The organism is uncultured Halovibrio sp. (assembly GCF_913056445.1).
GTDB lineage: Bacteria > Pseudomonadota > Gammaproteobacteria > Pseudomonadales > Oleiphilaceae > Halospina > Halospina utahensis_B.
Map to the genome: position 1 here is coordinate 1 of NZ_CAJXMA010000104.1, position 9,295 is coordinate 9,295.

Annotated in this window: 9 protein-coding genes and 1 tRNA gene; 6 read left to right on the forward strand and 4 right to left on the reverse strand. The window is 58.5% G+C overall.

What is annotated here, in order from left to right; translation table 11 throughout:
• Nucleotides 1–128: 128 nt before the first annotated feature.
• The gene (locus QZ501_RS13930; protein WP_151440022.1) at nucleotides 129–788 is read right to left on the reverse strand and encodes a peroxiredoxin; all 660 of its coding nucleotides are present in this window, start codon (nucleotides 786–788) and stop codon (nucleotides 129–131) included.
• 202 nt (nucleotides 789–990) lie between these two features.
• On the opposite strand from QZ501_RS13930, the gene QZ501_RS13935 reads away from it, so the two are divergent.
• Both QZ501_RS13935 and QZ501_RS13940 read left to right on the forward strand, forming a co-directional pair.
• Nucleotides 991–2,421 (forward strand): exonuclease domain-containing protein, encoded by a 1,431-nt coding sequence (locus tag QZ501_RS13935; protein ID WP_295720340.1) that lies wholly within the window; start codon nucleotides 991–993, stop codon nucleotides 2,419–2,421.
• A 184-nt stretch (nucleotides 2,422–2,605) separates the two neighbouring features.
• A complete protein-coding gene (locus tag QZ501_RS13940) occupies nucleotides 2,606–3,814 on the forward strand; it encodes an acetylornithine/succinyldiaminopimelate transaminase (protein ID WP_295720342.1) in 1,209 nt (402 codons plus the stop codon).
• Here QZ501_RS13940 and QZ501_RS13945 read toward each other — a convergent pair.
• Nucleotides 3,807–4,787, reverse strand: coding sequence for a rhodanese-related sulfurtransferase (locus QZ501_RS13945; RefSeq protein ID WP_151440025.1), 981 nt, complete (start codon nucleotides 4,785–4,787; stop codon nucleotides 3,807–3,809). The genes QZ501_RS13940 and QZ501_RS13945 overlap by 8 nt on opposite strands.
• Before the next feature lie 139 nt (nucleotides 4,788–4,926).
• Between QZ501_RS13945 and lpxL the strand changes: the two genes are divergently transcribed.
• The 4 genes from lpxL (at nucleotide 4,927) to QZ501_RS13965 (ending at nucleotide 7,021) form a co-directional block, all read left to right on the forward strand.
• Entirely contained in the window at nucleotides 4,927–5,898 is a 972-nt protein-coding gene (lpxL, locus tag QZ501_RS13950; RefSeq protein WP_295720346.1) for an LpxL/LpxP family Kdo(2)-lipid IV(A) lauroyl/palmitoleoyl acyltransferase, read from the forward strand.
• 37 nt (nucleotides 5,899–5,935) lie between these two features.
• The gene (locus tag QZ501_RS13955) at nucleotides 5,936–6,208 is read left to right on the forward strand and encodes an oxidative damage protection protein (protein WP_151440027.1); all 273 of its coding nucleotides are present in this window, start codon (nucleotides 5,936–5,938) and stop codon (nucleotides 6,206–6,208) included.
• Between the two features lie 64 nt (nucleotides 6,209–6,272).
• A tRNA-Phe gene (locus QZ501_RS13960) sits at nucleotides 6,273–6,348 on the forward strand.
• Between the two features lie 196 nt (nucleotides 6,349–6,544).
• Complete coding sequence (locus QZ501_RS13965) at nucleotides 6,545–7,021, forward strand: hypothetical protein (protein WP_295720348.1); 477 nt, start codon at nucleotides 6,545–6,547, stop codon at nucleotides 7,019–7,021.
• Nucleotides 7,022–7,108: 87 nt separating this feature from the next.
• Here QZ501_RS13965 and QZ501_RS13970 read toward each other — a convergent pair whose 3' ends face one another.
• Together QZ501_RS13970 and QZ501_RS13975 are read right to left on the reverse strand one after the other, a co-directional pair.
• A complete protein-coding gene (locus tag QZ501_RS13970; RefSeq protein ID WP_295720350.1) occupies nucleotides 7,109–8,077 on the reverse strand; it encodes a tyrosine-type recombinase/integrase in 969 nt (322 codons plus the stop codon).
• On the reverse strand, nucleotides 8,074–9,295 hold a 1,222-nt coding region (locus tag QZ501_RS13975; RefSeq protein ID WP_295720353.1), incomplete at its 5' end, for a hypothetical protein. The genes QZ501_RS13970 and QZ501_RS13975, both read right to left, overlap by 4 nt.

Genomic DNA, 9,295 nt, shown 5'->3' on the forward strand with positions numbered 1-9,295 from the left:
CTTCCGCCATCCATGGCTCCAGAGCTTCCCGTCCAGCCCTGCCGCACTCTCCTTGCTAGCTTGATGCTTGTATTCAATAAAAAACCCGGCTCGTAAGCCGGGTTTTTTGTGTCGTGCCGCCGGACTGGTTACTTCGGCTGCTTGACCGTCCGCAGGTAAGGCTTGTGCGTGACGTAGCCTTCCGGGTACTTCTTCTGCGCTTCCTCGTCGCTGACGCTCGGCGGGATGATCACGTCTTCGCCGTGCTTCCAGTTAACCGGCGTGGCAACGGTTTCCTTGGCGGTCAGCTGGCAGGAGTCCAGCAGGCGCAGGACTTCGTCAAAGTTCCGGCCGGAGGTCATCGGGTAGGTGAGCATGGCCTTGATCTTCTTGTCCGGCCCGATGATGAACACGGAGCGCACGGTGGCGTTGTCCGCCGGTGTGCGGCCTTCGGCTTCGCCTTCCTCGTCCGCCGGCAGCATGTCGTACTTCTGGGCAACGTTCAGGTCGGTGTCACCGATCATGGGGTAGTTCGGTGCACAACCCTGGGTTTCCTCGATGTCCTTTGCCCAGCTGGCGTGATTGTCGACCGGGTCAACGGAAAGGCCGATGATCTTGGTGTTGCGCTTGTCGAACTCGGGCTTCAGCTTGGCCATGTAGCCCAGCTCGGTGGTGCAGACCGGTGTGAAGTCCTTCGGGTGAGAGAAGATGATGGCCCAGCTGTCGCCGATCCACTCGTGAAAGTTGATCTGGCCTTCGGTGGTCTGGGCGGTGAAGTCCGGTGCTGTCTGTCCGATTCTGAGGGTCATGGAATGTCCTCCTGCGGGTTGAGTGGATGACCATTAGGATATATAAACAGTGATTTTTATCAAAATGGGTTTTATGGATAACGTTATGCGGTTCTCTTCATGGTTTCGACAACCTGTGAGGTTGGTGTTGCAGAGTGAAGCCGGAAGATCCTGCGCAGGGACTATCACGTAGGTCGGGGCATATGAATCAGGATGTCGGCTTATGAAGCTTGCCTTTATCGATCTTGAGACCACGGGAGGAAGTGCCTCGGGTGACCGCGTCACCGAGATTGGCCTGCGTCTCTGGGAAGACGGCGAGGTCATAGAGGAATGGCAGACGCTGGTGAATCCGGAGCAGACCATTCCGCACTACATCGAGTCCCTGACCGGCATCACCAATGCCATGGTGGTGGATGCGCCGCGTTTTGACGAGGTGGCGGAGATCTTCCGTGAGAAGGTGGGTGATGCGGTCTTCGTGGCGCATAACGCGCGCTTTGATTACGGCTTCATCAAGGCGGAGTTCCGGCGGCTGGGGAAGGCCTTTGCGGCGCCGGTGCTGTGCACGGTGAAACTCTCCCGCCGGCTGTACCCGGAATACCGGCGCCACAACATGGATGCCCTGATCGAACGCCACGGGCTGGATCCGGGGCCGCGGCACCGGGCCATGGGCGATGTGGCGTCCATGTTCCAGTTCTTTGAGCGGATCCGGTTTGAGCAGGGCGTGGAGCCTGTGGCGGAGACGATCCAGGCTTTGCTGAAGCGCCCGAGTATCCCCTCCCATATCTCGCCGGACATCCTGGACGAGCTGCCGGATACGCCCGGAGTCTACCGTTTCTATGGTGAGAATGACGTACTTCTGTACGTGGGCAAGAGCACCAATATTCGCCAGCGGGTGGCGTCCCATTTCTCCGGGGATCACAACAGCAGCCGGGGCGTTCAGCTTTCCCAGAGCATGCGGCGGGTAGACTGGACGGAGACGGCCGGGGAGCTTGGCGCGCTGTTGCTGGAACTGCACCAGATCAAGACGCTCAAGCCGCTGTACAACCGGCGCTCGAGGGCGGCCAAGCGGCTGGTGAGCATTGCGCTTTCAGAGACAGAGGCCGGTTATCTGGGGGCGGAGCTGAGCTGGCGGATCGACCCCTCGAATCTGGATCAGTACCACGGGCTGTTCCGCTCCAAGAAGGATGCGCAGAAGGCGCTCCAGGGGATTGTCCAGAAGAATGAGCTTTGCAACCGGTTGCTGGGGCTTGAGAGTGGTCCTGGGCCGTGCTTTCAGCGGCGGTTGGGGCGGTGCCGGGGTGCCTGTGAGGGTGAGGAGGATGTGACCCGGTACAATCTGCGCACGAAGATCGCCTTTCACAGCATGCAGTTGACGACCTGGCCCTGGGAGGGGGCGATCGGGGTGGTGGAGGAGAATGAGGCCATGGGTAGAATGGATATCCATGTGCTTTATAATTGGGCGCATCTTGTGACGGTTCACAGTGAGGCGGAGCTGCGGGATCTGGAGCCGGGGCGTGAGCCGCTGGCGTTTGATCTGGATTCGTACAAGCTGCTGGTGAAGTATGTGATGGCGCCCTCGCATCGGTTGCGGGTTATTGAGTGCCCTTGGGTGCCGCGGCCGGAGGTTGTTTGGCCCTCTGATTATCAGGACTGAAGTGTGGTTGCCGGGGAGTGGTGTTGGGACTGCTTCCCGGGAAACGCCACGAGTACATCCCTGTAGGCTGCTCTTCCGCCATCCCTGGCTCCAGAGCTTCCCGGGAAGCAGTCCCAACACCACTCTATCCAAGTGTTCTGCAATTCGCTGTGAGTGGACATTTTCCGAACTAAGAGCTGACTGAATGAGTAATTCCTCCGTAAATCGAGCCACCTTCGATGAAGTCATGGTCCCCACCTACGCCCCCGGTGATGTGATTCCGGTGAGCGGTGAGGGGGCCCGTGTCTGGGATCAGGAAGGGAATGAGTACATTGATCTGGCCGGAGGGATTGCGGTGACGGCTCTGGGGCATTCGCATCCAGGTGTGATGGCGGCGCTGCAGGAGCAGGCGGGGAAGATCTGGCATGTGAGCAATGTCATGACCAATGAGCCGGCGCTGCAGCTTGGGCAGTATCTGTGCGAGAACACCTTTGCGGAGAAGGCGTTTTTTGCGAACTCCGGGGCGGAGGCGAATGAGGCGGCGTTCAAGCTGGCTCGCCGTTACAGCTGGGATCATCATGGGGACGGCCGGCACGAGATCATTGCCTTTGATGGCAGTTTCCATGGGCGGACGCTGTTCACCGTGGCTGTCGGCGGGCAGCCGAAGTATCTGGATGGGTTCCGTCCGGGGCCGGAAGGGGTCCGGCATGCGACGTTCAATGATGCGGCGTCGGTAAAGGAGCAGATCTCGGATAGGACCTGCGCCATTGTGGTGGAGCCTGTTCAGGGGGAGGGCGGTGTGCGCCCGGCGGATTACGGGTTCCTGCGCGAGCTTCGCCGGATCTGTGATGACAACGGGCTGCTGCTGATCTTTGATGAGGTCCAGTGTGGCGTGGGCCGCACCGGGCGTCTCTATGCCTACCAGGATTACCATGTGGAGCCGGACATCCTGACCACGGCCAAGGCGCTGGGGAACGGCTTTCCGATATCCGCGATGCTGACGCGGGCAGACATCGCGGCCAGTTTCACGGTCGGTACTCATGGCACCACCTACGGAGGGAATCCGCTGGCCTGCGCTGTGGCCCGCCGTGTACTGGAGTTGGTGAACACCAAAGAGGTGCTGGACGGTGTGCCTAAACGCCAGCAGCGGCTGTCTGACTGGCTCGAGGCCATGGCTGAGGAGACGGGATTATTCCGTGATGTACGAGGCAGGGGGCTGCTGATGGGAGCGGAACTGGCCGCCCCCTACGATGAGAATACCAAGGCCTTTGTTTCGGCAGCGCTGGAAGCCGGTGTGCTGGTTCTGGTGGCCGGCGGCACGGTGCTGCGCTTCGCGCCGCCGCTCAACATTCCCATGCCGGACCTGAACGAGGCGCTGGACCGGCTCGAAGCCGCATGGAAGGCTCTCAGCTAGAGCCTTCCCCGGCCTCATCCCTGGCGCGCTTGGCCTGGCGGCGTTGCTCGATGACCTCCGCCGCCTCGGCGCCCACGTGGGCCTCGCCGCGTTCCTTTGCCAGTCGGATCTGGCGTTCACGCTCCGCGAAGCGCGCCATCTGTTCCTCGGTCAGCGAATCGTAGCACTTGGGGCAGCTGATGCCCTGCTGGTATTTCGGTGACTGCTTATCGTCCTCGGTGATCGGGCGCCGGCAGGCGTGGCACTGGTCGTACTGGCCGCGCTCCAGGTTCTGGTTCACCGCCACACGCTCGTCGAAGACAAAACACTCGCCGTTCCACAGTGACTGCTCTTCCGGCATCTCCTCGAAGTAGCGCAGGATGCCCCCTTCAAGGTGATAGACCTCCTCGAAGCCCTGTTCCTTCAGATAGGCGGTGGACTTCTCGCAGCGAATGCCACCGGTGCAGAACATCGCGATCTTGCGGTGCTTCTGCGGGTCCAGGTTCTTTTCCGCGTATTCCGGGAATTGGCGGAAGGCCTCGGTGCCGGGGTTGATGGCGTTCTGGAAGGTGCCGACCTCCACCTCGTACTCATTACGGGTGTCGATCACCGTGACTTCCGGGTCCTGAAGCAGCTGGTTCCATTCATGGGGCTTCACGTAGGTGCCGGCGGACTGCTTCGGGTCGATACCGTCCATGCCCATGGTGACGATCTCGCGCTTGAGCTTCACCTTGGTGCGGTTGAATGGCTGGATGTCCGTCTCGGAATCCTTGTAGTCGATTCCGTCGAAGCGCGGGTCCTCGGCCAGGCGTGCCTTGAGAGCGGCGATTGCATCGTGGGAGCCGGCCACGGTGCCGTTGATGCCCTCGCGGGCCAGCAGCAGGGTGCCGCGGATACCCTGTTCCAGCAGGAACTGGCGCAGCGGCTCACGCAGCTGTTCGTAGTCGTCCAGGCGCACGAACCGATAGAGTGCGCAGACGGCGTAGGTCGTCATCGGATTGTCCTCCGTTGCGGGCTGGAACGTAAAACCAGAGCAATGGTGAAGTGCGGATTGTACCCAATGTGCTTCACCGTTTGCCATCGAATCGGTATTCTGGCCAATCACTGTTAGTTGGCGGTATAAGAGCAGACTCGTGCGTCCTATTGATCCCAAGTACTATTACCGGCGTTTCCTCCATCCACGCTACTGGCCAACCTGGATCCTGATCGGGGTTCTGCGCATGCTCGCCTATCTGCCACTTCCGGTACTGCAGGCGATCGGACGGGGCCTGGGCTGGCTGAGTTACCTGATCGGCGCGGAGCGGCGCACGATTGCCCGCACGAACATCTCACTGTGCTTCCCGGAAATGTCCGCGAAAGAGCGGGAGAAACTGGTCCGTGAAAGCATCATCGCCACCACTAAGGGCTACGTTGAGAGCCCCAAGGCCTGGTGGGGGAACATGAAACCCCACATTGAGCGTCTTGAGGTGCACGGCAAGGAGCACCTCGAGGAAGCCCGCCGTCGTGGCAAGGGCATCCTCATGCTGGGTGGCCATTTCAGCATTCTGGATTTTGCTGGGCCCTTCGCGGATGCCGTGTTCGACTTCAACCACATGTACCGGCCCAACAATAACCCCCTGTTTGATGCGGTCATCGAGCGCAACCGGCGCAAGTTCAGCGGGGCGGCGTTCAACAAGCGCCAGCTGAGGCAGATGATCAACTTCATCAAGGAAGGCAATATCGTCTGGTACGGCTGCGACCAGGATTTCGGCCCCCGTTACAGCGTCTTCGCTCCCTTCTTCGGGGTCCAGGCCGCCACGCTCACCACGCCCGCCTGGATCGCCCGGGAGACCGGCGCCACGGTGCTGTTCCTGAGCCAGTTCCGGGACGGTAATGGCGTTTACAGCGTGCATTTCTCGCCGGTCTTTGAGGACTACCCCACCGACGATGAGGTGGAGAACGCGACCCGTCTCAACCAGGAGATTGAGAAGATGGTCCGGCGTTATCCTGAGCAGTACCTCTGGGTACACCGCCGCTTCAAGACACGGCCGAAAGGCGAGCCCAGTGTCTATCCGCCGAAAAAGAAGACATTCATGAAAAAGCTGCGCAAGATGATGCGGGGCTGAACCCCGCGCATCCGCAAAGCAACCAGGAGCCGCGCAAATGGCACGAACCGTTTTCTGCCGCAAGTACCAGCAAGACATGGAAGGCCTGGACTTCGCGCCGCTGCCGGGCGCCAAGGGCCAGGAAATCTACGAGAACGTCTCCAAGCAGGCCTGGGAGGAATGGCAGGCGCGCCAGACCCGCCTGATCAACGAGAAGCACCTAAACATGCTGGACCCGAAGGCACGGGAGTACCTGCAGGAGCAGATGGAGGCGTTCTTCAACAATGAGGAGTCCGACGAGGCTGACGGCTTCGTACCTCCGGAAGAATAAGGCTAGTTCGGGCCCCGGCTCTTGACGTGGGGGCTCCGAACCGGTTTAATAACGCCCCGTTGTCGCCCGGATAGCTCAGTCGGTAGAGCAGTGGATTGAAAATCCTCGTGTCGGTGGTTCGATTCCGCCTCCGGGCACCATTAATATCAAGGACTTAGCCCGCCTCGTGCGGGCTTTGTTGTTTTTGGGTGTCAACGAGGTGTCAACTCAGCTCAAGGCGACCATAAACTAGGCAACACCTCCATTGAACACTGCAATTCTCACGTAAAGCAGCACTCGATCCCGCCCCAAAGTCACTAGTCGCAGTTTTTATGCTCAACAAAGGATTATGTATATATGGGTAACATAAAGGGTATTGTTTTATTTTTTCTGGCTTCTCTTGTTGGTTGTGTTTCTTCTGAAAACATAGAGCATAAACCGGTTGAATCTAGACTTTATGGAACATGGGAATGCCAAGCCTCAGATAAGAAAGATGGGACGAATGTGGAAATGGATGCTGAGGTAAGTTACGTCAGGAACGGCAAGGCAAACGTAATTGGGGAAATGACCATTAACGCTTCGGAACTTCCGGAACTTACCTATGCGTTCAGTGCCACCTCAGAATGGCAATACAAGGATGGTTATCTTATAGAAACTATAGAAGACTATAACATCGTGAATGTAAGTCATCCTGGGCTTGATAAAGTAGCAGATCTACAAAGCTTTGTTCCAAAGAACATAAGTGACTCTTCAAAAATTCTAGTGCTAAATGAATCAAATCTTAAACTGAAATCAGAAAGTGCTGGGATGGTTACTAATTGCACTAAGCTGTAAAAATGCTGGTGAGTACATGATCCTTGAGGTTCATGTACTTGCTTCTATTTAGTTTACGCTGCATCGGCCTCGTGAAACCTCCCTGCTCTAGACACACGGACCGTACCCCATCGCGTCCTTCAAATGTTCTGGCGACAGATGCGCATAACGCATCGTCAACTTGATATCCGAATGGCCCAGAATCCGCTGAAGCGTCAGGATATCCCCGCCGTTCATCATGAAGTGACTCGCGAACGTGTGCCGGCATATGTGCGTCAGCTGTCCCTGGGGGAGCTCGATGCCAGCCCGTCGGATTGCGTGCCGGAAAGCAGCGGCGCAGCTGACAAAGGGCACTTCCTGGATCAGCTCTTTGTAGAGTGATTCATCCAGGGGAACTGATCGAGACTTCCCGGACTTCGTGTAGTTGTACGTCACCCGGTAGGGCGTGAAGTTTGCCCTGGTCACGCCTTCAGCTTCCGACCAGCGGGCACCGGTTGCCAATGCCAGGCGTGCCACGTAATACACACTCTGGTTCGATGATGCCTCGCATTCTTCCAGGAGTGCATTGATCTCGTCCTGGGTCAGAAAGGCGAGTTCCGGCTCGTCGATCTTGAACTTGCGGATACCGCTTAAGGGGTTCGGGTAATCCCACTTATCGAAGCGCGCCAGTTCATTGAACACAGCCGACAGATAAGCCTGTTCCCGGTTCACCGTGTTCTGGCTGACCCCATCCATATCCAGCCGGTGCTGCCGGTAGGCGGCAAAGTCCGAGGCCGTGAAATCCGTTGCCCTGGGGTTGCCCAGCAACCGCGCCATCATGTCCAGCTTGCGCTTTCGCTTGGTACCGTCCTTCAGGCTGTAGCCGTAAGCGCTGTACCATTCCTGGACCAGATCCGCGATCGAGCGCCGATCCGGGGCCGGGTTCCAGTCCTGGTTTTCGGCCTGGCGTGATTCCACGTGCTGTTCAAACCGTTTCGCTTCCGCCTTGGTCGCAAAGGTTTTGCGGATACGACGACGCCCACGGCCGCCAGGTTGAATGTCGACCTGCCAGCGTCCCGATTTGAGCTTGCGGATCATGCCGCCACTTTCCCCTGCAGCCGTCGCTGTGTGAGTCCATCGCGCACCATTTCGTAAAGCATTCGCTCGGTAATCTCACGCCTTCGGTAGTAGGATTTCAGGTCGTTCCACAGGCCGGATTTCTTAAGGCAGTGCCACGCCTGCTGAGCGTTGAACCGGTTGCGCGCATAAATGCTCAGCAGGTTGCCGAAGGCAAGGGCGACGTTCTTTTCGTTGCCGCAACCCGGGGTCTTTTTTTCGCGCTTATAGGCAATCGGCGGGGCCTTGTGGCCGAAGCTCACTTCATCGCGAAGGAAGGTCCAGATCGGGTGAACCCAGTCCTTGCGGTACTCAAACCGGTTGGATCTCAGCGCGTACTGCCACAGCCCCGTGAGGTGCTTGTCCGCTTCCAGATAGGTGTAAATGGGCCCGACAGCGTCAGTCCCGCGCCACAGTTCGTTGATGATGCGTTGATGAAATCGCACCTCAAGCCGCCAGACGGGCGCCTCCTCGTCGTAGCAGGTATCAGGGAAGGTGTCGTCATTGGTCGCAGTGCGCCAGATCGATTCCATGAAGTCCCGCTTGTCGGAGACGTCCACTTCCTCGGACTTGTTGTAGAGGCAGAACTGTAAGCTGTTGGCCTTGCCAAAGGTGAAGGACGTCCCGCGGCCGTGGACGATGGCACTGTCACAGCCCTGGAATCGGAATTCAGCCATGCCGTCATAACGCTGGACCCGGCGAGCCTTGGTGACGAAGTGGCTATCGAAGTCCTGGGGCGGTTCCCAGCCCTGGAAGTCTACGGCCAGGTGAACGGCCACGGCGTTAGGCTTCGGGTTCTTGAGAAGCTTGTTGGCCCACTCGAATAGCTCGTCGTTGATCTGGTACTTGTCCCGCTCATAAAGCCACTGCGGTGAGCACTCAATCTTGAGATGGGTGGAGATGGCATCCGCTTCGGCGTAGAAATGCTTGTACAGCAGCGTGAGCCCCAGCTGGTTGTTCTGCAGCATGTACTTGAAGCCACCCTGTTTCCCGCTTTTGACGGCGAACTCATGGCCGCCAATGGTCACGGTTGAGCCTACACCGGCTTCGTAGGCGTCCGCGATCTCGTGGAACTGGTGTTCTTCGGGGCGACCCTCGAACATCTGGCGGATGGTATCGGTACCGGCCCAGAGGACGTTCACCTTATCCAGGTTCAACTGAGAGCCGTCGGGACCGACGAACAAACGCCCGGTGCCGAGT

Coding starts and splice junctions, on each gene's coding strand:
- QZ501_RS13930 (WP_151440022.1), bottom strand. CDS start 788: ATGACCCTCAGAATCGGACAGACAGCACCGGACTTCACCGCCCAGACC.
- QZ501_RS13935 (WP_295720340.1), top strand. CDS start 991: ATGAAGCTTGCCTTTATCGATCTTGAGACCACGGGAGGAAGTGCCTCG.
- QZ501_RS13940 (WP_295720342.1), top strand. CDS start 2,606: ATGAGTAATTCCTCCGTAAATCGAGCCACCTTCGATGAAGTCATGGTC.
- QZ501_RS13945 (WP_151440025.1), bottom strand. CDS start 4,787: ATGACGACCTACGCCGTCTGCGCACTCTATCGGTTCGTGCGCCTGGAC.
- QZ501_RS13955 (WP_151440027.1), top strand. CDS start 5,936: ATGGCACGAACCGTTTTCTGCCGCAAGTACCAGCAAGACATGGAAGGC.
- QZ501_RS13965 (WP_295720348.1), top strand. CDS start 6,545: ATGGGTAACATAAAGGGTATTGTTTTATTTTTTCTGGCTTCTCTTGTT.
- QZ501_RS13970 (WP_295720350.1), bottom strand. CDS start 8,077: ATGATCCGCAAGCTCAAATCGGGACGCTGGCAGGTCGACATTCAACCT.